A 22,260-nucleotide genomic window follows, 5' to 3' on the forward strand; every position below is an offset into this window, starting at 1 on the left:
AATATATGTCTTGTCGCTGAGGGAAATACTTGAAGCGATAAGGCATATGCGATAGTGGCGTAGTTGGTAACGCGCGACCTTGCCAAGGTCGAGACCGCGGGTTCGAGCCCCGTCTATCGCTCTTCAGAACTCTGAGTTTTTCAGAGTTCTTTTTTTATTTTTAAAACTATCCTTTTTCGATCAAAAAGTCCCGAGTCTGATCTCTTTTTTCCAGAAATCCAGATTCGGGACTTTATATTTTTTATCTTTTATTTCAGCTGCATATCATGGCCAAGGCATGCATCTTTTAGTGATGGAAAAGGCGGATTCCTGTAAATGCCATCACCATTCCATACTTATTACATGTATCGATAACTGCGTCATCACGTACAGATCCACCCGGCTCTGCAATATATTTTACACCGCTCTTATATGCGCGCTCGATATTATCACTGAACGGGAAGAATGCATCGGATCCCAGTGTCACGCCGGTAAGACCATCCAGCCATGCTCTCTTCTCTTCTTTTGTGAACACTTCCGGCTTCTCTGTGAATGTCTTTTCCCATGCCCCATCTGCAAGGACATCCATATATTCCTCACCAATGTAAACATCAATGGCATTATCTCTCTCCGCACGTGTGATCGTGTCTTTAAACGGAAGCTCCAGTACCTTCGGGCACTGACGGAGATACCAGTTATCTGCCTTCTGGCCTGCAAGGCGTGTACAATGTACACGGGACTGTTGTCCTGCACCAACGCCGATAGCCTGTCCGTCCTTAACAAAGCATACAGAATTGGACTGTGTATATTTCAGGATGATCAGAGAAACCTTCATATCTCTCTTGGCTTCTTCCGTAAGCTCTTTATTCTCTGTTACAATATTGGAGATCAGCGCATCATCAATTGCCAGCTCCTGGCGGCCCTGCTCAAAAGTGACTCCAAATACCTGTTTGTGCTCCAAAGGTTCCGGAACATAGTTTTCATCGATCTGGATCACATTGTAATTGCCTTTTTTCTTCTGCTTCAGAATTTCAAGAGCCTCCTCTGTATATCCTGGTGCGATCACACCATCAGAAACCTCTCTCTTGATCAGCATTGCGGTATCTTTGTCGCAGACATCAGAAAGAGAAATAAAATCACCAAATGATGACATACGATCTGCACCTCTTGCTCTTGCATACGCACATGCAAGCGGGGAAAAATTCTTCCAGTCCATATCATCTACCCAGTAGATCTTTGCCAGTGTCTCATTCAGCGGAAGTCCGATGGAAGCACCTGCCGGAGATACATGCTTAAATGAAGTTGCTGCCGGAAGTCCGGTTGCTTTCTTAAGGTCACGTACCAGCTGCCAGCCATTAAAGGCATCCAGGAAGTTGATGTATCCCGGTCTTCCGGAGAGTACCTGGATCGGAAGCTCACTTCCATCTGCCATATAGATCTTTGATGGTTTCTGATTTGGGTTACATCCGTATTTTAACTGTAATTCTTTCATGAAAAAGCTCCTCCGTTCTCTGTGATATCCCTATTTTCTTATTTATTCTTGTTTACGATCCTGGATTCATAATTTCCTGTCTCAATGTCAATAAAACGAACAAAGAGAGAAACTTTATTATCCTGGTTCAGGCTCTTCCAGAGGAGATCCGCAAACTCATCAATATCGTTTGGGATCTCTACCAGCTTCGGCTCTCCCTCGAAACTTGGAAGTGGATTTCCATCGCATTTATAAGTATGGATAAAACGTCCCTGCCCTGCTGCCGCATTCTCGTAGGCAAATGTATAACGAAGACAGGAATCCGGATTTCCGTTATTGCTCTTTAAAATAGACATCGCATAATTGAATTTACCGTTTTCAACATGAAGAACGCCTGAAATACGAGGTGTATAGTTCGGCGCATCCGGCTCAAACTCTCTGCTGCGGAGAGACTGTTCAAAGGTGAGCTGTCTGTCCATTCCCTCATAGATCGTATCTGTCTGATCACCGTTTGTTACGATGGTCTTATTTCCAAGGACACGTACCGGTGCATAAATGATCAGGCTCGGGTCTGTAAGCTTGGATGGATCAAAAGCCTGTGTACGGATTCCTTCCCCATCCTCAACAAAAATACGGTTTCTGCTGTTCTCGCTTCTTCCCATAATAAAATATGCAGTAACTGCATGTTTCCCGTCAGCGGAACGTCCGATCACAATTCCTCTTCCCGGATAGGAATTTTCTTTCAGTTCTTTTTCAAGTGAAAATGTCGTCATTTTTCACAATCCTCCTTGTCTAATGTAAGGCCCGGGGCTTATCCCAGGATATGAACGGTAACAAAAAACCGCCTGGACACCCCTTATCAGGCTGCCCAGGCGGTCGGCTTCTCACTTCACTGCACTCCCTGTAGGTAATCCTACTTTCCGCCAGTCATGCAGCTTCTGCTGTTATACTACAATACTTCTTCTTAATTTTCAAGCCCCTATTTTCAGAAATTATTTTTCCAGACTTCTTGTTGCTCACAAAATAAACAATAACACTTTATTTCCCCTGTAATGCATAATCTGTCTGGATCTGTGCTGCAATGTCTGATTTCATCTGGATCCATGCATCGGGATTTTCCACGTAATACTTCGGACAGTCTTTACCTGTGACATCATAATGACGGATCACTTGATCCGAAGTCAGTCCAAAGCGTGTACAAAGCCACGCTGTCAGCTTTACCGCCGAATCATAGGTTGCTGTATTAAACTGCCCTGTTTCATCCGGATGGCAGCATTCAATGGATATGGTATCTACATTTCTGGAATTTGTGGCATAGGATATTTCCGAAGTGGGAATACATTGTACCACTTCTCCCTCCAACCCTATCACAAAATGACTGCTGACTTTGTTGTCCTGCGTTGTCGCAAGATTTTCAAAATAATTCCGGTTGGATACGGCAGTAGATCCCGGATTGGCCGTATAATGAATGGCTATATAATTTACCTGTTCGATAGAAATCTGTGGTCTGGAATAGGAATTCGGTGTCAGAAGCTCCACATCAATAAAAGGTGCTCCTTCTGCCTGCCATTGTTCCGGTCCGCCATTTCCGCTGGCATTCCCGGATATTTCTTCCTGTCCGGACTGAGTTTCACTCTGTTCCATGCGCATCTCAAAAAATGCGTATCCTAACGCACACGCAGCAAAAGCAACGATCACAATGATACATATCAGCACAATCCTCTGCAGGATCTTGATTGGGTTCTTTTTTCTCAAAGACTTCTTTTTTCTTCTGGAAGACCCGGAGGAAGTTTTCTTTACGGAAACAGGCCGCCCGCTATGGGACGGCCTGGGTGACTTTTTACCGGTCTTACCTTTTTTTCCTTTATTATTCATCTACACTGTAGTTTGGAGCCTCTTTTGTGATGTGGATGTCATGTGGATGTGACTCTTTAAGAGATGCAGCTGAAATCTTGATGAATCTGCCTGTTGTCTTAAGCTTCTCAATATTTTCTGCTCCACAGTAACCCATACCGGATCTTAAACCACCGATCAGCTGGAATACGGTATCCTCAACATGTCCTTTATACGCAACACGACCCTCAACACCCTCCGGCACAAGCTTCTTTGCATTCTCCTGGAAATAACGATCCTTGCTGCCATTCTCCATAGCTGCGATAGATCCCATTCCACGATATACTTTATATTTTCTTCCCTGATAAAGTTCGAATGTTCCCGGGCTCTCGTCGCATCCTGCGAACATGCTTCCCATCATGCAGACATTGGCACCTGCTGCGATGGCCTTGGTGATATCTCCGGAATATTTGATACCGCCGTCTGCAATGATCGGGATTCCGTAGCTGTTAGCCACTTCATAACAATCCATAACTGCAGTAACCTGCGGAACACCAATACCTGCAACAACACGTGTTGTACAGATAGATCCCGGTCCGATACCAACTTTAACTGCATCTACTCCAGCCTCGATCAGAGCCTTGGTAGCTTCACCTGTTGCAACATTACCTGCGATTACCTGAAGCTCCGGATATGTTGCCTTGATTTCGCGGACTGCTTTTAAAATGTTTTCTGAATGACCATGTGCAGAATCAATTACGATCACATCTACATTAGCCTTCACAAGCGCATCAACACGTGCAAGCACATTTGCTGTGATGCCAACCGCAGCACCACAGAGAAGTCTTCCCTGTGCATCCTTGGCTGCAAGCGGATACTTGATCTGTTTCTCGATATCCTTGATGGTAATGAGTCCTTTTAAATTAAAGTCATCATCTACAATGGGTAATTTCTCCTTACGGGATTTCGCAAGGATCTTCTTGGCATCCTCAAGTGTGATTCCTTCCTTAGCTGTGATCAGTCCTTCTGAAGTCATGCACTCCTTGATCTTTCTGCTGAAATCTGTCTCAAATTTAAGATCACGGTTTGTGATAATACCTACCAGTTTTCTGCCTTCTGTGATCGGAACACCGGAAATACGGTATTTCGCCATCAGGTCATTGGCATCCTTCAGTGTATGCTCTGCTGAAAGATAAAATGGATCGGTGATAACACCGTTCTCAGAACGTTTAACTTTGTCAACCTCTTCTGCCTGTGCCTCAATGGACATATTCTTGTGAATGATACCGATACCACCCTGTCTGGCCATAGCAATTGCCATTCTGTGCTCTGTAACTGTGTCCATTCCCGCACTCATCATGGGGATATTCAGCTTTACTTTCTTGGTTAAATACGTTGAAACATCAACCTGATTCGGAATTACTTTAGAATAAGCCGGAACCAGCAGGACATCATCAAACGTAATGCCTTCACCAATAATAGTACCCATTGCATTTCCTCCCTTTGTGTAAGATATTTTAAATTTGTGAACTAGTGTAACAAAAAACAAGATTCATGTCAATCCAAAAAAACTTTACTCGGTGCAGAATTTTTCATGGTATTGGCAAGTTCATCATCCAGCTCCAGGATCACCTTGCAGGTTTCTCCGCTGTCTCTTACGATCATGGCATAGCGCTTATGATCCTCAATACCTGAGGAAAAGTCTATGGTTTTCATCTTCTGATTTCCGTTGTAATAATCCATTCTGTGGGATTTCAGAGGTGCCACAAGATCAGCCTCCGCAAGCTGAAGTGATTTTACTCTTTTCCTCTTTGACTTGGACATGATCATATCAATATCCAGTTCCCCGTTAACAAACAGATATTCATATTCCAGGTCTGTTTTCGGAATTACAAAATAGCATGCAACACCAAGAGCGATAGCCGGAACCAGAAGAAGTGCATTCAGCACCAGACCTCCCAGAACCATGATCACGGTCAGTACAATAAGACCGTATTTTATAACAAGATCCTTCCCTGTCTGTTTCTTCTTTACCAGAAGTTCTGAATATAAGTCACTCATTTGCTTCTTCCTTTCGTAATTTACTGATTTCTTTTGATTATAACACAAAAAGAGAGCCGCGTCCATGACGCAGGCCCTCTCATTTTGTAAATTATTTACCTGCCTGCTTGAAATTACATCATTCCCATTCCCGGGTTTGGTGCCGGAGCAGGAGTATCCTCTTTGATCGTAGAAACTACAGCCTCTGTTGTAAGAAGTGTAGATGCAACACTTGTTGCGTTCTGAAGTGCACTTCTTGTAACCTTTGCAGGATCAAGGATTCCATTTTCAACCATGTTTACATATTTCTCATTCAGAGCATCAAAGCCTGTACCTACCTCAGACTCTCTTACCTTGTTGATGATAACAGCGCCTTCCAGTCCTGCGTTTGCAGCAATGTGGAACAACGGAGCCTCAAGGGCTTTCAGGATCACATAAGCACCTGTCTTCTCATCTCCCTCAAGTGTTGCTGCAAGTTTTGCAACCTCTTTGGAAGCATGGATGTAAGCAGATCCGCCGCCTGCGATGATACCTTCCTCAACAGCTGCTCTTGTTGCTGCAAGAGCATCCTCAAGACGAAGCTTTGCTTCTTTCATCTCTGTCTCAGTAGCAGCACCTACACGGATAACAGCTACGCCGCCTGCCAGTTTTGCAAGTCTTTCCTGAAGTTTTTCTTTATCAAACTCGGATTTTGTCTCCTCGATCTGCGCACGGATCTGAGCAACACGTTTTGCGATGGCATCTTTATCGCCAAGGCCGTCAACGATAACTGTATTCTCTTTTGCAACCTTAACGGATTTTGCACGTCCGAGCTGCTCCATTTTAGCTTCCTTCAGATCAAGACCGAGCTCGTCAGAGATCACCTGTCCGCCTGTCAGGATCGCAATATCCTGAAGCATCTCTTTTCTTCTGTCACCATAGCCAGGTGCTTTAACAGCTACTACCTGGAAGGTTCCTCTCAGTTTGTTAACGATCAGGGTTGTGAGAGCCTCACCCTCAACATCTTCTGCAATAATGAGAAGCTTTGCACCAGCCTGAACAACCTGCTCAAGAAGCGGAAGGATCTCCTGGATGTTGCTGATCTTCTTATCTGTGATCAGAATATACGGATCATCAAGAGTTGCCTCCATCTTCTCCATATCTGTAGACATGTATGCGGAAATATATCCACGGTCAAACTGCATACCTTCAACAAGGTCAAGCTCTGTATGCATGGTCTTGGACTCCTCAACAGTGATAACACCATCCTTGGAAACCTTCTCCATAGCGTCTGCAACCAACTGTCCAACCTGCTCATCACTTGCAGAGATTGCGGCTACATTAGCGATCTGAGCTTTTCCGTTGATTGCCTGGCTCATGTTCTTGATTGCTTCTACTGCAACATCTGTTGCTTTTTTCATTCCTTTTCTGAGGATGATCGGGTTCGCTCCTGCTGCCAGGTTCTTCATTCCCTCATGTACCATTGCCTGTGCAAGTACGGTTGCTGTTGTAGTACCATCACCAGCTACATCGTTTGTCTTGGATGCAACCTCTTTGATGATCTGAGCACCCATATTCTCGAATCCGTCCTCAAGTTCGATCTCTTTTGCAATGGAAACACCATCGTTTGTGATAAGCGGAGCACCGAAAGATTTGTCAAGTACTACATTTCTTCCTTTCGGTCCAAGTGTTACTCTTACTGTATCTGCAAGTTTATTTACACCAGCTTCAAGTGCTGCTCTTGCTTCTGCGCCGTATTTGATCTCTTTTGCCATGATAAAATGACCTCCTATTTATATTGATATACGATAAGATGTTTATATTATTTAATGATTGCCAGGATATCTTCCTGCTTTACAATAATATAATCCGTTCCATCCATCTTTACTTCTGTTCCTGCATATTTGGAATAGATAACAGTATTTCCGACTTCTACTTCCATTTTTACTTCTTTCCCGTTTACAACTCCGCCAGGTCCAACTGCAATAACCTCTGCCTGCTGTGGTTTCTCCTGTGCCTGTCCCGGAAGCACGATTCCGGATGCTGTTGTCTCTTCTGCTTCAACCTGTTTTAATACTACTCTGTCGCCTAAAGGTACTAACTTCATGATCTATGTTCCTCCTTTATAAGTTCCATCTTCGTCTGCTAGCACTCACTTTATACGAGTGCTAATCACTATGGCTATATTAGTGAATTTCACATATTTTCGCAACCCTTTTAAGATATGGTTTTTCTATATTATTCTGGTTTTATCTCTTTTATACTCTTGTTTTCTCTTGTTTTCTTAATTTCATTATTTATTTTGATTTTATGAAACAGACAAAAAAGAGACTCCCACGCTAGCGGGAAGTCTCTTTTGTCACGTTCTTTATCTTATATCAAGCATCTGACAGTGCTGATCACATTATGCCTTCTTGCTTCTCTGTGCTTTTATCTCCTCAAGCTCATCAAAGATCACTTCATTAAGAACTTTAATGTAAGTTCCCTTCATACCGGATGAACGGGATTCGATCACACCTGCACTCTCGAATTTACGCAGTGCATTTACGATCACGGATCTGGTGATACCTACACGGTCAGCGATCTTGCTGGCAACCAGGATACCCTCATCCCCATCCAGCTCATCAAAAATATGGATGATCGCCTCAAGTTCTGAGAAGGACAGTGTACTGAATGCCGATTTAACGATCTGCTGTTTTCTGTCTTCTTCTGCGTTCTCGTCATGAACCGCACGCATCATTTCCAGGCCAACAACTGTTGTACCATACTCGCTGACGATAATATCCTCAATATCATAGGGATGATCATTGCGGTACATGAATAACGTTCCCAGTCTCTCACCTGCAATATCGATCGGATTCACGATTCCCTGATAATTTCCGGGTACATGCTCAAAGCCAAGTGTCTGGAGATTGACATTCTCCTTTGTGGAAAGAACACCAAGAAATCTCTCATTCAATAACGGGTCGATATGTCCGCCGATCTTGTCATCGATCAGCTCTGTGATCTCATCCACACCCGGGCAGATACTGACTCCCAGAACCTTACCTTTCTTACTGAGTACCAGGATATTGGAACTTAAGGTTTCCATGAGCACCTGGCAAATGTCGTTAAACACTACCTTGCTTGAGCTGCTGTTATGCAGAAGCTTATTGATTTTTCTAGTTTTATCTAGCAACTGAACGCTCATTTTTCCTCCTTTCACTTTCGTACCTTGAAAGAAATCGTTTTTCTAGTCTAATATTACACGTTATTCTGGAAATTTACAAGACATTTTTATATTTTTTTTATTTTTAACGGGATTTTCTGAAAATTAATAGAAAAGCATTTATTCAATCAATCTTCATCTTTTGGTTTTTGTTCCACATATCCGCAGGTTTCCTGGCTGCAAACCAGCTTATTTCCCTTTTCGAGCATATAATTACCACATTTCGGACATTTCTTTGCAGAAGGTTTCTGCCAGGACATAAAATCACATTCCGGATTATTCTCACATCCGTAATATTTTCTGCCTTTTTTCGTTTTTTTCATGACAATTTCGCCGCCGCACTTCGGACATGCAACACCGATCTTCTCATAATATGGTTTTGTATTACGGCAGTCCGGAAATCCGGGGCATGCAAGAAATCTTCCATGAGGACCGTACTTGATCACCATGTTGCGGCCACAGTTGTCGCAGATCACATCCGTAACCTCATCCTGTATATCAACTTTCTCAAGCTCTTTCTCAGCCTCATCCACATCATGCTTCAGATCCGGATAGAAGTTACGTACAACCGTTTTCCACTGTACGGTACCTGCTTCCACGCAGTCCAAAAGCCCCTCCATAGTTGCTGTAAAGTTTACATCCACAATACTTGGAAAAGCCTGTTTCATAATATTATTAACAACCTCTCCAAGCTCTGTGACGTAAAGATTTTTCTGTTCCTTGGATACATAGCGTCTGCTGATGATCGTTGTGATGGTCGGCGCATACGTACTTGGACGTCCGATTCCAAGCTCTTCCATAGTCTTTACAAGTGAAGCCTCTGTGTAATGTGCCGGCGGCTGTGTAAAATGCTGCTCCGGCTTCAGTTCTTTCAGCTTCAGCTCCATACCCTTTTCCAGACTTTGACTTAAAACATTGCCCTTTTTGTCATCGCCCTCTTCTGTGTACACAGACATAAAGCCATCAAAGGCAACCTTGGATGCTGCAACCGTGAACACATACTCACCTGCTCCGATCTTGACAGACGTGGTCTCATAACGTGCCGGTGCCATTCTGCTCGCCGCAAAACGTCTCCAGATCAGCTGATATAAACGGAACTGATCCCTGGTCAGGGATTCCTTCACCAGAACTGGTGTCCTCGCAATATCTGTAGGACGGATCGCCTCATGAGCATCCTGTATCTTCTGTCCGTTTTTGATTGCCTTCTCTGTCTGAGAAACATAATCTAAACCATACTGCTCAGAAATATAGGTTCTTGCTGCTGCATCTGCTTCCTCTGAAATTCGAGTGGAATCTGTACGCAGATAGGAGATCAGACCTACCGTACCACTGCCTTTTACATCCACACCTTCATATAACTGCTGTGCCAGGCGCATAGTCTTCTGCGTAGAAAAATTCAATGTCTTGGCAGCTTCCTGCTGCAGAGTACTTGTGGTAAACGGAAGGGGCGCGTTTTTGATCCTCTCACCTTTTTTTACTTCTGTGATCTCATATTTACAGTCTTCCAGACTTTTCAGAATCTCATCCATTTCCTGACGGTTTCTGATCGGAAGTTTTTTATCCGTTCCATAGAACTTGGCTGTCAACGGTTTCTTCTCACCCTTTACCTGAAATTCACCCTCCAGGCTCCAATATTCTTCAGGAATGAATGCATTGATCTCATCTTCTCTGTCACAGATGATACGCAGTGCCACAGACTGTACACGGCCTGCACTTAAACCTCTTTTTACCTTGGCCCAGAGCAGCGGACTGATGGTATAACCTACCATACGATCCAGCATACGCCTTGCCTGCTGTGCATCTACCAGATTCATGTCCAGTTCCCTGGCCTGCTTGATGGACGCCTTAACTGCTGTTTTTGTTACTTCATTAAATGTGATCCTGTGCATCTTTGCAGTATCTGTCTTCAAAGCCTGCATCAGATGCCAGGAAATTGCTTCTCCCTCACGGTCAGGGTCAGTTGCAAGATAGATCTTATCTGCTTTTTTTGCTTCTTTACGAAGTTTTGCAAGAAGCTCACCTTTTCCTCGTATTGTGATATACTTCGGTTCAAAATCATTGTCCACGTCAATACCAAACTGGCTCTTGGGAAAATCCCTCACATGACCGTTGGACGCTTCTACTGTATAATTTGCCCCCAGAAATTTCTTTACTGTCTTCATTTTAGCAGGTGACTCTACTATCACCAGATTTTTGGCCATTTTACCTCTCCTAATCTCATTCTGCCTTCCTGTCCGGCTTAAAAACTCCTGCTAAATCTCCGGGCAAAAAAGCATTTATTCAAGTCTGATATAATACTGTCTCCCGGTTTCCTTCACAAGCCCCATCAAAATAAGCTGTCCCAGGATCCCGGCTGTTTTTCCCGGTGAAAAACCGGTTTTTCTGATAATATGATCCAGATTTTTTGGTCGTAAATCGAGACAACTATACACCAAATCCAAATCCGTTGCAAGTCCCAACTTGCTTTTTTCAGACAAATTTGTCTTTTTTTTCACAGATAATCCCCACTCATCCAGAAGTATTTCCGGAGAGTATGCAATTCCTGCTCCGTCGTAGATCAGCTTGTGACAGCCTCTGCTCAGCGCATCATTTACCGCTCCCGGAATGGCGTATACCATCTTCCCCTGTTCCAGTGCACAGGCAGCTGTGATCAGTGATCCGCTCTTTTCTTTTGCTTCCACCACAAGCACCAGATCTGCCAGTCCGCTGATGATCCGGTTCCTTGCCGGAAAATAATATGCCCTGCCTTTGGTACCTGGTTCATATTCGCTGATGATCCCTCCGTTTTTTTCGGGGATCCTCCGGTAAATACCTCTGCTGGATGAAGGATAACAGATGTCCACACCATTTCCCAGCACGGCAAAGGTCGGGGTACCACCTTCCAGGGCACCCTTGTGGCCCTCAGCATCAATGCCGGCCGCCATACCGCTGATCACCTGCACCCCATGTTCGCTTAAGAATTTTCCGTAATTAAAGGCCTGTATCCGTCCGTAAGGACTGCACAGCCTTGCTCCCACGATCGCCGCTGTAGGTTTGGCATCATCCGGAAAGCTTCCAATGTAATATAATTGTTTTGGCATACCGGGAAGTTCCTTAAGTCTTGCCGGATAAACACTACTGTCCTTCCGGGCACACCGGATCCTTGTTTGCTGTATTTCTTCCATATAAAATACCTTCCTTTTTTCTGTTTTATGACCAGTATTTCTTATCATATGCCCGGTAAGCCAACGCCTCGCAGATATGTTCTTCCTTTATCTTTTCGGAAGATTCCATATCTGCGATGGTCCTGGCCGTTTTCAGGATCTTATGATATGCTCTGGTACTGAATTGAAACTGCTCATATGCCTGCTCCAGAAGTTTGTCTGCCCCTCCCGTCATTACACAGTATTTTTCCAGTTTTCTTCCGTCAAGCTCCCCATTGAAGCAAAATTTTTCCTTTTTGTAACGTTCTCTCTGGATCTCCTGTACTGCTTCCACCCTCTTTCTTATTTGCGCAGAGGATTCCCCTGCAATTTTCTTTTTCATTTTTGAAAAACTCACTGCCGGAACTTCTGTGCAGATATCAATACGCTCCAGGAGAGGCTGGCTGATTTTTCCAAGATAATGCGTGATCTCCCCTGACGTACAACGACATCTGTTCATATCCGGGTAAAATCCGCAGGGACAGGGATTCATCGCTGCCGCCAGCATAAAACTGGCCGGAAAAATATAAGTTCCGGCAGCTCTGGACAGATGGATCTCCTTATCTTCCAGCGGCTGACGCAGGATCTCCAGGCTTTTTCTGGAAAATTCCGGCATCTCATCCAGAAAAAGAACACCTCTGTGTGCAAGAGTGATCTCACCCGGCCCCGGTATCCTGCCGCCACCTGCCAGAGCCTGAGGGGAACTGGTATGATGCGGACTTCGAAAAGGCCTCTGCCGGATCAGCGGATCTTTTTCCGTGAGAAGTCCTGCCACACTGTATACCTTAGTGATCTCCAAGCTTTCCTCAAATGTCATCTCCGGCATAATGGTAGGCAGACGTCTTGCCAGCATGGTCTTTCCGGATCCTGGCGGTCCGATAAAAAGAATATTATGAAAACCGCTTACTGCGATCTCTGCTGCCCGCCGGGCTCCTTCCTGCCCGCAGATGTCCGCAAAATCAACCTTTGGTTTTTCCGGTTTATTTTCTGTTTTTTCTTTTTCCTGATACGCAGCTGTATAAGTGTTTGGGTCTCTCAGACATCGGATCATGTCATTCAGACTTTTTACTCCAAACACCTGCATATCCTTCACCAGATTCCCCTCCCGGATATTTTCCTCCGGAATAACGCAAAAGCGTAAGCCCAGCTCTCTTGCGCGGATCACCCGAGGCAAAACTCCGGCAACCCCATGGATCTCTCCATTCAGACTGATCTCTCCTACGATCATAACTCCTTCCAGAAGATCCGGTTCCAGAATTCCGGCAGCCGCAAGTACTGCAGCTGCCACAGGCAGATCAAAACCGGCTCCTTCCTTTTTCATATCGGCAGGTGCAAAATTTACAGTTACTTTTTTTGGTGGCAGACAAAGCCGGTTGTTCTTAAATGCAGTCCGGACTCTTTCCTGGGCCTCTCTCACCTGGGCAGAGGGAAATCCTACCATAGCAAAAGAAGGCAGACCATCACTGACATCTGCCTCAACCTGGATCTCACGTACTTCCATTCCGTAGATCGCTGCTGATAAAACACTCGCAAACAAATACATTCCTTTCTGCGAAAAAAACGGATCCCGATCTTCCATCTTTTCGTCTTTTCAGGTCAGGCGGATATTTGAAATCCGCATTGGTTAAAAACAAGGGAATTTTCAGATAGACATTTTCTGAATTTTAGAAGATAATAAATTTAGTATAGTCCATTTTGCTCTCTTTTGCAAGGGTGCATTTCGTTCTGTTTTATACTTTCAATAGAAAGAAGAGGTGAGCACAATGAAATTTCAGCGTATTCAGGATTTACGTACAGACGCGGATCTGTCCCAGAGAGAATTAAGTGAGATTCTTCATATCAGTCAGCGTTCTTATTCCCATTATGAAACGGGATCCCGTAATATTCCTATCGAAATGCTTATCCGGCTGGCAAATTATTACGACACCAGCATCGATTATCTCGTCGGCCGCACAGACCGCAAAAAAATGATCAAATAAAGAGATCCCCGGAAATGTGGAACAATTTCGGGAATTCCTGTATCGGGATTCCCTGATTGCCAAAATCCGGGGATTCTTTATTTTACCGTGTTTTATTTTTTTTGATCATTCCGTATAATAGGTTTCTTCTTCTCCGTAGGGAATCTCATATTCTTCTGTATTCTCATCAGAAGAATCTTCACTGCTTTCGCTGTAGGATTCCTGTTCATAGGAACTTTCGTTGCTTTCATTATAGGAAGCATCTTCTTCGGAATTTTCGGATACTTCCAGGGATGGCTCCTGCCGGGTCATAATAGACTCTGTTTTCGGATAGGTCAGAGATCCATCTCCCCGTTCATATGTTTTTACCTTCACATAAAGCTCACCACTTTTATCGAAAACAAACTCTCCCTTTGCCTTATTCCCTTCGGAATCCTTAAAACGGAACTGTGTGGCATTTCCTGCTACCTCTGCAGTCACATCTGCTTCTGCGGTCATGGAAGGATCTTTTCCATTCACTCTCTTATAGGTAAAGGAAACAGATTTCAGACTGATATCATAAATATCGATCATTGTCAGCCCGTCTTCGCTGTACCAGATCCCTTGATAATTTTCCGGTTCAAATGCCGGAAGGATTGTCGGGACCGGTGTCAATGACGGTGTCGGTGTCGCTGTCGGAACCGGTGTTGCTGTTGCTGCCGGAGTTGCTGTCACCTCCGGAATACTGTCCAATGCAGCCAATGCGGCCTCTCTTCGTTGTTCTTTTTCCACTTTATCCCTGTGGGAAACATACAGCATCCCTCCCAGTCCTGCCAGAATAAACAGAATGATCAACAGGATCAGAACTGCTCTCAGCCGTTTTTTTCTTCTTTTGTTTTTTCTCATCTGCATCACCTCTGTTTACTATAGCATACAGGAAACCCTTCTTGTATTTCTCAATTCTGCTTATTTTTTCTCTTTGATGATACCTTTTCTGTAAGCTTCCAGAAGCTGGATCAGCTCACTGATCCTTTCCTTCAGAGCAGTTCCGGTATCGGTATCACCGACCAGAGTACGTTTGTTATTGTAGTGAACTGCCACCCTGTTGGAAACAATATCCTGCTCCTTGGCTACCGCTTCTTCCGCAGAAGTAAAAGGCTCATGAGCAGACAGGATCAGCCCGTAGGAATTATAAACCAGTGTATAACCGGCAATCCCCGTAACCTTCTGATATGGTCTGGAAAAACCGCCGTCGATAACAAGAACTTTGCCATTGCATTTTACAGGACTCTCTCCCTCACTCTGGTGAACCGGCACATGCCCGTTGATGATGTGACCTTTTTCCGGATCCAGTTCAAATTCACGGAGCAAATCATCTACAACATTCTCATTTTCCAGAAGATGATAGTAGGCATTTTTAGTTTCTTTATGTGTTTCCTTATCTTTAATAAAATAACGTTCAAAAGTGGTCATCTTGTCTTTTCCGAACAGCGGTGAATTCGGAGCTGCCCAGATATACCACATAATATCCCTGCCTTTACGCTTTTCATCCTCATTTACAGAGAAAAACGCCCGGCGCACATAAGTCTCAAGAACATCGTACAATTCTTTTCCTTTGTAGGTTTTTCCATAAATCTGGACTTCTTTCAGACTTCCATCCTCATTAAGCGGAATACTTCCATGGAACAGAAGATTTCCATTATAAGTTTTATAAAGGCCTCCCTTGTCCAGAAGAAGCCGGACATGATTCTGCAGTTTCTCGCAGTTTCGGAACGCGGAATCCAAGCGTTCCATTACATCCTTTTCCTCTGTAGTAAGTTCATATGGCTTTTTCCAGTCAATAGTAGGAAAATATGTATCGGTCAGCGGATATTCTTTTCCGTCCGGAAGTGTGATCATTCCCTTTTTCGGATCGATCCTATGAAGCAAACAACGCTTTTCCATATGGAATTCTTTGTGCCTGCGGATCAGCTGCCCCTCCAGCTTAAACTGGATAATGGCAATAGCCTTGTGCATTTTCCGTCCAAGCTCTTCTTCCAGAATACTATAGTTATTGGCATCTCCCTTCATCTCAAAAGCAGTACATGGATCATCCTTATAAGCCTCCATTGCAAAGGTTGCCAGAGGCATGAGATTGATCCCATATCCATCCTCAAGAATATCCATATTTCGGTAACGGATGCTGTTCCGGATCACTGTTGCAATGCAGGCTTTCTGTCCTGTAGCAGCTCCCATCCAGACCACATCATGATTTCCCCACTGGATATCCAGCGAATGATATTTCATCAAACGATCCATGATGAAATGCGGGCCCGGACCTCTGTCATAAATATCTCCCAGCACATGAAGATGATCCACAACAAGACGCTGGATCAGTTCTGCCAGGGCAATGATAAAATTCTCTGCCCGGCCGATCTCAATGATCGTATTGACGATGGCATCGTAATATGCTTCTTTGTCCAGAACTTCCGCTTTCTCTGTGATCAGCTCCTCGATCACATATGCATAGTCTGCAGGAAGTGCCTTACGGACCTTGGAACGGGTATATTTGGATGCCGTTGTCTTGCATACTTCAATCAGACGATAAAGTGTGATCTTGTACCAGTTCTCCATGTCTTCTTCCTGTTTTTTTACAACCTCCATCTTTTCCTTCGGATAATAGATCAGTGTGGCAAGAGAACGTTTGTCGCTGTTGCTTAAGGTATGTCCGAATACATCATCGATCTTTTTTCGTACAGCCCCTGATCCATTCCGAAGAACATGGGAAAACGCATCGTATTCTCCATGAATGTCCGACATGAAATGCTCGGTACCTTTCGGAAGGTTTAATATAGACTGCAGATTGATGATCTCTGTTGAAGCCTTTGCTATAGTAGGATACAGCTCCGCAAGTCGCTGCAGGTATCTTAATTCTTCTTTTTTCATAGTATCTGGTATCCTCCTGGGAGTTCTCACTGCCAGATCAGCCTTCAGGATAAACGGCAGTATTTTTTATTTATTGTAAGCCCTTCCGGTATCATATATCAACCCGTAAAATCAAACAGTGACATCTGATTGGACTGCGGGATATCTCCAAAAAGATCCATATCATCCATCAGATCGATAACGGTCTTGCTGACCTTGGTACGATCACGGAAATCATCCTTGGAAAGGAATCTGCCTTTTGCGGCAGCATCCACAACTGCCTCTGCTGCCTTATCTCCAAGACCCTCTATGGTATCCAGAGCAGGCATCAGTTTATCTCCGATGATCTGGAACCGGTGTGCCTTTGCCTTATAAAGATCGATTGGCACAAAATCAAAACCTCTGGCGTACATTTCCTGTACGATCCTCATATCCTTCAGTGTATCCTGTTCCTTCTTGGATGCCTCATCACCTTTTTTCCGAATCTCCGCCATATAATATTCCAGACGTTCTTTTCCCATGCACATCAGTTCATAGGAAAAGGAAGTGGCACGGATACTGAAAAATGCTGCATAATAAGCCAGTGGATGAAACACTTTATACCAGGCGATACGATACGCCATCATAACATAGGCTGCCGCATGGGCTTTCGGGAACATGTACTTGATCAGCTTACAGGACCAGATATACCAGTCCGGAACATCATGCTCTTTCATAGTCTGGATCCATTCCTCACGAAGACCCTTTCCCTTACGGACACTCTCCATGATGGTAAACGCCAGACCACTTTCCACTCCTTTTCCGATGAGATAGATCATAATATCATCTCGCGTACAGATTGCTGTGGAAATGGTAGCTGTACCATTCTGGATCAATACCTGGGCATTTCCAAGCCATACATCCGTGCCGTGGGAAAGTCCAGCAATACGTACCAGGTCGGAAAAATATTTCGGCTTGGTATCGATCAACATCTGCATGGCAAAGTCTGTACCAAACTCCGGGATCCCGAGGCATCCCAGCCTGCAGCCGCCGATATCCTCTGGGCTGATCCCCAGAGCCTGCGTTCCCGCAAACAGGGACATGACATCTCTCTGGTCCAGCGGAACTGTTCTTGCACTGATGCCGGTCAGATCCTCCAGCATACGGATCATGGTCGGATCATCGTGTCCAAGTATATCAAGCTTCAGAAGATTTCCGTCAATGGAATGGTAATCAAAATGTGTGGTGATAATATCACTGTTCACATCATTGGCCGGGTGCTGCACAGGTGTAAATTTCTCAATCTCCTCACCCATAGGCAGTACGATGATACCTCCCGGATGCTGGCCAGTGGTACGGCGGACACCGGTACAACCCTTCACGATACGGTTGATCTCACAGTAACGCTTGTGTTGCCCCCGTTCCTCATAATAGTTCTTCACATAACCAAATGCGGTTTTTTCCGCAAGGGTACCAATGGTTCCCGCCTTAAAGGTCTGCCCTTTTCCGAAGATAACCTCTGTATACCGGTGGGCATTGGCCTGATATTCACCGGAAAAGTTCAGGTCGATATCCGGCTCCTTATCACCTTTAAAACCAAGGAATGTCTCAAAAGGAATATCAAAGCCTTCCTTGTTCATCCTGGCACCGCATTTCGGACAGATCTTATCCGGCATATCACATCCTGCCATACCCGCGTATTTTTTCACCTCAGGGGAATCAAAATCACTGTATTTACAGTCCGGATTCGGACAGAGATAATGAGGCGGCAGAGGGTTTACCTCCGTGATACCGGACATGGTCGCTGCCAGAGAAGAACCTACAGAACCACGGGATCCAACCAGATAGCCGTCCTCATTGGACTTCCACACAAGCTTCTGTGCAATGATATACATTACCGCATAACCATTGGAGATAATAGAATTCAGCTCCCTGTCCAGACGGTCCTCCACGATCTTCGGCAACGGATCTCCGTACATTTCGTGGGCCTTCGTAAAACAGATATTCTTAAGATCCTGCTCGGAGTTCTCAATGACCGGTGGAAATTTATCCGGATGGATCGGTGATATCTTCTCGATCATATCTGCGATCTTATTGGTATTGGTGATCACCACCTCTTCCGCCTTTTCACTTCCCAGATAGGAAAATTCCTCCAGCATTTCCTCCGTTGTACGAAGATAAAGCGGGGCCTGGTTATCTGCATCAGAAAATCCGTTTCCTGCCATGATGATCCGTCGGTAAACCTCGTCCTGAGGATCCATAAAATGCACATCACAGGTGGCAACCACCGTTTTTTTGAACTGTTCTCCAAGTTTTACGATCTTCCGGTTTATCTCTTTTAAGTCTTCCTCAGAATTGATCATATCATGTTTTTCATCCGCAAGCATAAACGCATTGTTCCCAAGAGGCTGGATTTCCAGATAGTCATAAAAATTTACCAGTCTGGCGATCTCCTGATCCGGTGCATTGCGAAGAAGTGCCTGATAAAGCTCTCCTGCCTCGCAGGCACTTCCCACCAGAAGGCCTTCCCTGTATTTTTCCAGCACACTTTTGGGAACCCTTGGTCTTCTGTGATAGTACTTTAAATGGGACTGGCTTACCAGCTTGTACAGATTGATCCTTCCGGTCTCATTTCTTGCAAAAACAATAGCATGGTATGTGGGCAGCTTTCGGATGGTATCCGGTGAAACCGCACCCTGCCTGTTCATCTCATCCACATCAAAAATATCTCTTTCTTCCAGCATCTTTACAAACCGCACAAAAATCTCTGCGGTACATGCCGCATCATCCACAGCTCTGTGGTGATGGTCAAGAGAAACACCTACTGCCTTGGCTACCGTATCCAGTTTAAAACGGTTCAGGGCAGGAAGAAGGAATCTAGCCATACCAACGGTATCTACATAAGTAAAATCATCCGAAATCCCCTGCCGTTTACAGTTTTCAATAATAAAGCTCATATCAAAGTCCGCATTATGGGCCACCATCACACAGCCCTCACAGAATTCCAGGAATTTCGGCAGTACTTCCTCTATCACAGGTGCATCCAGGACCATGGAATCATTGATGCTTGTCAGCTGCTCAATACGGAACGGAATGGGCACTTCCGGGTTTACAAAGGTGGAAAAACGATCTGTGATCTGTCCTTTTTCCACTTTTACCGCGCCAATCTCAATGATCCTGCAGGTTAGTGCTGAGAATCCCGTAGTCTCAATATCAAAAACAACAAAATCTCCATCCAGCCGCTGCCCTTTGGAATTGGTGACCATACCCTTCAGATCGTCTACCAGATACGCTTCCATTCCATAGAGCACCTTAAAATCAGACTCCTTTGGAACACAACCGCCCCAGGCATCAAAGCAGTGATTTGCCTCCGGGAAGGACTGCACCACGCCATGATCCGTGATAGCGATAGCCTTATGTCCCCACTCATAGGCACGTTTTACCAATGCCTTTGCATCGCTGACACCATCCATATCGCTCATCTTGGTGTGACAGTGAAGCTCCACACGCTTCTGAGGACTGGTATCCATTCTTGTGCTAGTAAAATTGGCGATTTTCTTGATACCTGTAATATTTCCAATAGTAAGCTCACTGTCAAAACGGTCAATGGTGGTAACTCCCTTCAGCTTCAGGAATGCGCCTTTTTTTACACTTTCTGTCACTTCCGGAACCTGCTCGTTACGCAGAAACATCTTCACAACAATACTATCCGTAAAATCGGTCACAGGGAAGATCAGGATCGTTTTCTCATTTCGGATCTCACGAGCTTCCACATCCATAACCTGACATCGGATGATAACCTCCCCCATCTCACCGGTAATGCTCTCCAGCGGAATCGTTTCTCCATCAAAATCTCTGCCGTAAACCACATCCGGATTGCTGTCCCTGCGGAATCCGAAGCTGCCGCGGAAATCTCCCTTCTGAACCTTCTGCTGTTTTTTTTCAAAGGATTTCTTCTCGTTTGTCTTTTCGCCCTTCTTATCTCCTGAGGTTTTCTTTGTCTCTTCCTTGGCTGTATCCTCCTGCTTCGGTTCACTTTCCTGATCCCCGCTGAGTTTGGCATGCTTCAGGACATTTTCCACTTCCTGTTTGATCTGAAGTGCAGCATTTTTCCGGTATTTACTCTCTTTCACTTCCACAAAATCCAGTTCCACTTTCAGATCCATACCGCAGCGTTCACAGAAAACCTTATGAAAATATTCAACAAGTATTTCGCTTTTCTGTCTGGAAATAACCGTATCCGGAAGCTCCATACGCAAGGTATCTTTTCCTGTAAAAATGATTTTTGATCTGCGGAACAGATTGTACTCCAGCATGTTATAGTTGCGCAGCTCCATCTCCATACTGGAACGGTAGCTTTCCAGAAAGTTCTCCGGTGTATACTGCTCGGAAAGATGAAATTTTTCCACAACTGTTACAGTCATGGGAATCCCCGGAAAGCACTGCCGTTCGATCTCATCCTCCAGCGCAAAAATATTCTTCTTGTGTATCCAGCGGCTGCTTTCGATATAAACCCTCAGATGAGTTCTTCCGGGGTTCATGGAAACCTTTGTCACAAATACCATGTCCAGAAGTTCTTCCAGCTCTTTCTTCACTTTAAGATGCGGAAATACATCAAAAAAATCTTTCTCCATTATGACTCCTGCTCATTCCAGGTAAGAAGTTCCTGACGAAGTGTATCCAGAAGATCCGTTTCCGGTACTTTTTTTACAACCTCTCCATGCCGGATCAGAAGACCAACACCATCGCCTCCTGCAATTCCGAGATCTGCTTCCTTCGCCTCTCCCGGTCCATTTACCACACAGCCCATAACTGCAACCTTAATATCAAGAGGAATATCCTGTACCATGGTCTCTACCTGGTTTGCAAGGCCGATCAGATCGATTTTTGTTCTTCCGCAGGTCGGACAGGAAACAACCTCCACTCCTCCTTTGCGAAGTCCCAGCGTTTTCAGGATCCTTTTGGCTGATTTCACTTCTTCCAGCGGCGCGCCTGTCAGAGAAACACGGATGGTATCTCCGATTCCCTGATACAGGATGATTCCAAGCCCGATAGCTGATTTGATATTTCCCGAATACAGAGTTCCTGCTTCTGTAATTCCCACATGAAGAGGATACTGTGTTTTTTCTGCGATCAGTTCATGGGCTCTGGCGCACATGAGAACATCAGAAGATTTGATGCTGATCACAAGATTGTCATATCCCATCTCTTCAATGATGTGCACCTTATCAAGAGCACTCTCCACAAGTCCTTCGGCTGTAACACCGTGATATTTTTCTACCAGTTCTTTTTCAAGGGAACCGCTGTTTACTCCTACACGAATAGGGATATTCCGTTCCTTTGCTGTATCCACAACTGCCTGGATCCTCTCTTTGGAACCGATATTTCCCGGATTGATACGGATCTTGTCCGCACCGTTCTCCATGGCTGCAATGGCAAGGCGATAATCAAAATGGATGTCCGCAACCAGCGGAATATGGATCTGTTTTTTGATCTGGGATAAAGCCTTCGCAGCTTCCATAGTAGGAACTGCGCAGCGGATAATATCACAGCCTGCTTTTTCCAGTGAAAGGATCTGCGCAACCGTTGCTTCTACATCTTCAGTTTTCGTATTGGTCATGGACTGGATAAGGATCGGATTTCCTCCTCCGATAACACGATTTCCAATTTTTATTACTTTTGTATGATCTCTGTACATAAAAATCTCCTTTATGAATCCTGAAAGGCAGGTGTCTTCAAACGCCCTGC

Annotated in this window: 16 protein-coding genes, 1 tRNA gene and 1 riboswitch; of the genes, 2 read left to right on the forward strand and 15 right to left on the reverse strand. The window is 44.7% G+C overall.

The window, feature by feature from the left end; genetic code table 11:
* The first annotated feature begins 48 nt into the window (after positions 1–48).
* A tRNA-Gly gene (locus CCC70_RS12515) sits at positions 49–121 on the forward strand.
* A gap of 165 nt (positions 122–286) precedes the next feature.
* On the opposite strand, the gene CCC70_RS12520 is transcribed toward CCC70_RS12515, so the two are convergent.
* From CCC70_RS12520 to CCC70_RS12570, 11 genes are all read right to left on the reverse strand, one after another.
* Positions 287–1,471: a phosphoribosylaminoimidazolecarboxamide formyltransferase gene (locus CCC70_RS12520; protein WP_015524356.1), complete on the reverse strand. Its 1,185-nt coding sequence runs from the start codon at positions 1,469–1,471 to the stop codon at positions 287–289.
* 38 nt (positions 1,472–1,509) lie between these two features.
* Complete coding sequence (locus CCC70_RS12525; protein WP_118609036.1) at positions 1,510–2,223, reverse strand: IMP cyclohydrolase; 714 nt, start codon at positions 2,221–2,223, stop codon at positions 1,510–1,512.
* Between the two features lie 86 nt (positions 2,224–2,309).
* Positions 2,310–2,391, reverse strand: a riboswitch (ZMP/ZTP riboswitch).
* Positions 2,392–2,488: 97 nt separating this feature from the next.
* Positions 2,489–3,205, reverse strand: a complete 717-nt coding sequence (locus CCC70_RS12530) for a peptidoglycan recognition protein family protein (RefSeq protein ID WP_287084976.1) — start codon at positions 3,203–3,205, stop codon at positions 2,489–2,491.
* 112 nt (positions 3,206–3,317) lie between these two features.
* On the reverse strand, positions 3,318–4,772 hold the full coding sequence (gene guaB / locus CCC70_RS12535; protein ID WP_015524354.1) for an IMP dehydrogenase: 1,455 nt from the start codon (positions 4,770–4,772) through the stop codon (positions 3,318–3,320).
* 68 nt (positions 4,773–4,840) lie between these two features.
* On the reverse strand, positions 4,841–5,344 hold the full coding sequence (locus CCC70_RS12540) for a DUF6106 family protein (protein ID WP_044961649.1): 504 nt from the start codon (positions 5,342–5,344) through the stop codon (positions 4,841–4,843).
* 113 nt (positions 5,345–5,457) lie between these two features.
* A complete protein-coding gene (groL, locus tag CCC70_RS12545; protein ID WP_022426640.1) occupies positions 5,458–7,077 on the reverse strand; it encodes a chaperonin GroEL in 1,620 nt (539 codons plus the stop codon).
* Between the two features lie 47 nt (positions 7,078–7,124).
* Positions 7,125–7,409 carry a co-chaperone GroES gene (groES, locus tag CCC70_RS12550; protein WP_015524351.1) on the reverse strand — a complete coding sequence of 95 codons (285 nt, stop codon included), beginning with the start codon at positions 7,407–7,409 and terminating at the stop codon, positions 7,125–7,127.
* Positions 7,410–7,706: 297 nt separating this feature from the next.
* Positions 7,707–8,492 carry a GTP-sensing pleiotropic transcriptional regulator CodY gene (gene codY / locus CCC70_RS12555; protein WP_015524350.1) on the reverse strand — a complete coding sequence of 262 codons (786 nt, stop codon included), beginning with the start codon at positions 8,490–8,492 and terminating at the stop codon, positions 7,707–7,709.
* Positions 8,493–8,638: 146 nt separating this feature from the next.
* On the reverse strand, positions 8,639–10,711 hold the full coding sequence (gene topA, locus CCC70_RS12560; RefSeq protein WP_021651815.1) for a type I DNA topoisomerase: 2,073 nt from the start codon (positions 10,709–10,711) through the stop codon (positions 8,639–8,641).
* 75 nt (positions 10,712–10,786) lie between these two features.
* Positions 10,787–11,674: a DNA-processing protein DprA gene (dprA, locus tag CCC70_RS12565; RefSeq protein WP_110103465.1), complete on the reverse strand. Its 888-nt coding sequence runs from the start codon at positions 11,672–11,674 to the stop codon at positions 10,787–10,789.
* A 25-nt stretch (positions 11,675–11,699) separates the two neighbouring features.
* Positions 11,700–13,271, reverse strand: a complete 1,572-nt coding sequence (locus CCC70_RS12570) for a YifB family Mg chelatase-like AAA ATPase (RefSeq protein ID WP_287084977.1) — start codon at positions 13,269–13,271, stop codon at positions 11,700–11,702.
* A gap of 184 nt (positions 13,272–13,455) precedes the next feature.
* Here CCC70_RS12570 and CCC70_RS12575 point away from each other — a divergent pair, with 184 nt between their 5' ends.
* Positions 13,456–13,671, forward strand: a complete 216-nt coding sequence (locus CCC70_RS12575; RefSeq protein WP_015524345.1) for a helix-turn-helix domain-containing protein — start codon at positions 13,456–13,458, stop codon at positions 13,669–13,671.
* A gap of 105 nt (positions 13,672–13,776) precedes the next feature.
* Here CCC70_RS12575 and CCC70_RS12580 read toward each other — a convergent pair whose 3' ends face one another.
* The 4 genes from CCC70_RS12580 to ispG form a co-directional block, all read right to left on the reverse strand.
* The gene (locus CCC70_RS12580; protein ID WP_287084978.1) at positions 13,777–14,535 is read right to left on the reverse strand and encodes a hypothetical protein; all 759 of its coding nucleotides are present in this window, start codon (positions 14,533–14,535) and stop codon (positions 13,777–13,779) included.
* A gap of 60 nt (positions 14,536–14,595) precedes the next feature.
* Complete coding sequence (locus CCC70_RS12585; RefSeq protein ID WP_022426636.1) at positions 14,596–16,554, reverse strand: fructose-bisphosphatase class III; 1,959 nt, start codon at positions 16,552–16,554, stop codon at positions 14,596–14,598.
* 98 nt (positions 16,555–16,652) lie between these two features.
* Positions 16,653–21,146, reverse strand: a complete 4,494-nt coding sequence (locus CCC70_RS12590; RefSeq protein ID WP_287084979.1) for a PolC-type DNA polymerase III — start codon at positions 21,144–21,146, stop codon at positions 16,653–16,655.
* Positions 21,146–22,210, reverse strand: coding sequence for a flavodoxin-dependent (E)-4-hydroxy-3-methylbut-2-enyl-diphosphate synthase (ispG, locus tag CCC70_RS12595; protein WP_021651821.1), 1,065 nt, complete (start codon positions 22,208–22,210; stop codon positions 21,146–21,148). The genes CCC70_RS12590 and ispG overlap by 1 nt, the downstream gene beginning before the upstream one ends.
* Positions 22,211–22,260 lie beyond the last annotated feature (50 nt).

This window comes from Blautia sp. LMAG:89, assembly GCF_008679485.1.
Taxonomy (GTDB): Bacteria; Bacillota; Clostridia; order Lachnospirales; family Lachnospiraceae; genus Blautia_A; species Blautia_A fusiformis.